1 protein-coding gene is annotated in these 1,259 nt (G+C 55.8%); it reads right to left on the bottom strand.

The annotated features are described in order from the left end of the window. Window positions 1–89: 89 nt before the first annotated feature. On the bottom strand, window positions 90–1,259 hold a 1,170-nt coding region (locus tag TH2_RS20390), incomplete at its 5' end, for an IS1182 family transposase (protein ID WP_051007687.1).

Below are 1,259 nucleotides of genomic sequence, written 5' to 3'. Positions count from 1 at the left end.
GGCCTCAGACCGCTGACAAACCCCGTCATATTTTGGCGGGGTTTTTCTTTTAGAGGTGTTTGAAAGCTGGCTTGAGTGTGCCGAGGGGATTATCCCTCAGCGATTGGCCCCTTGGGGCCCAAAGCCAGGGCTATTTTCTTGATGTTTTGGGCGGCGGCGGCCAGCAGACATTGGCATTTGACATTGATCAGTCCCCGGAACCTTGCATATCGATGACCGTGAAGCTGTTTGGCATCTGCAAAAGAGCGTTCGACCGTCTCTTTTCGGCGCTTGTAAACCCGCTTACCCCACTCTGTCAGACGATAGGCGTCAGCCCGGTCTCTGGCGTCTTGCCAGACATGGCGCGTGACAGTTTTTCGGTGGTGGGCATTGGCGGTACAGGAAGCCAGCACAGGACAGGTGCGGCATTTTTCCGGGTCGCTGTGATAATGGCGGTATCCATTTCGGTCGGTTGTCGCATAAGACAGAAGCTGACCTTCGGGGCAGCGAGAAGCATAACGTTCAGGGTCATAAACGTATTTGCGTTTGGGGATGTAGCCTTCCCGAAGGTTCGGGCGGCGATAGCCCGTCACGCCAAGGATGTCACGATCTTCAAGGCCTTTGGCAATCGCGGCGGTCGCATAGCCCGCATCCAGTCCGACGGCGATAACATCAAGGTCAAAACGCTGCCTTTGTCGGTCAAGACGGTCGAGATAGGGAATGCTGTCATGCAGATTGGCCGGGGTGGCGTAACTGTCGGTAATGATCCCAAGCTTGCCATCGACCGTGCGGTGATCGAGATAGAAAAAGCCCTTGGGCTTGCCGTCGCGCACCATATATCCGCTGTCGGGATCGGTTCGGCTGATCTTGGTTTCTTTCTCAACCGGCTGGCGTTCCTTGGCTTTGAGCGGCTTTTTCGCATGAGCCGCCCGGTCTTCCTCAATCGCCAGATCCAGATCATCCCAATAGGCCGCGCGCGATTTGGCAACCACTTCGCGGTCCCATTTGTTCTTGTTGGCATCGGCCTTCAAATGCGTGCTGTCGGTATAGAGAACCTTACCATCCACCAGCCCGTGCCTGATCGCCTGCTCGACGATCTCGTCAAAAATATCCTGCGCAACACTGGCATCATGATATCGACGCCGCCGGTTCTGCGACAGGGTCGAGGCATCAAAGACCTTGTCGGTCAGCTTGAGTTGCAAAAACCAGCGATAGGCGACATTGACCTCAATCTCGCGCACAAGCTGGCGCTCCGAGCGCACGCCAAACAGATAGCCAAT

The sequence above is a fragment of the Thalassospira profundimaris WP0211 genome, assembly GCF_000300275.1.
In the GTDB taxonomy this organism is placed as follows: domain Bacteria; phylum Pseudomonadota; class Alphaproteobacteria; order Rhodospirillales; family Thalassospiraceae; genus Thalassospira; species Thalassospira profundimaris.
This window is presented reverse-complemented; position numbering and strand designations above follow the sequence as displayed.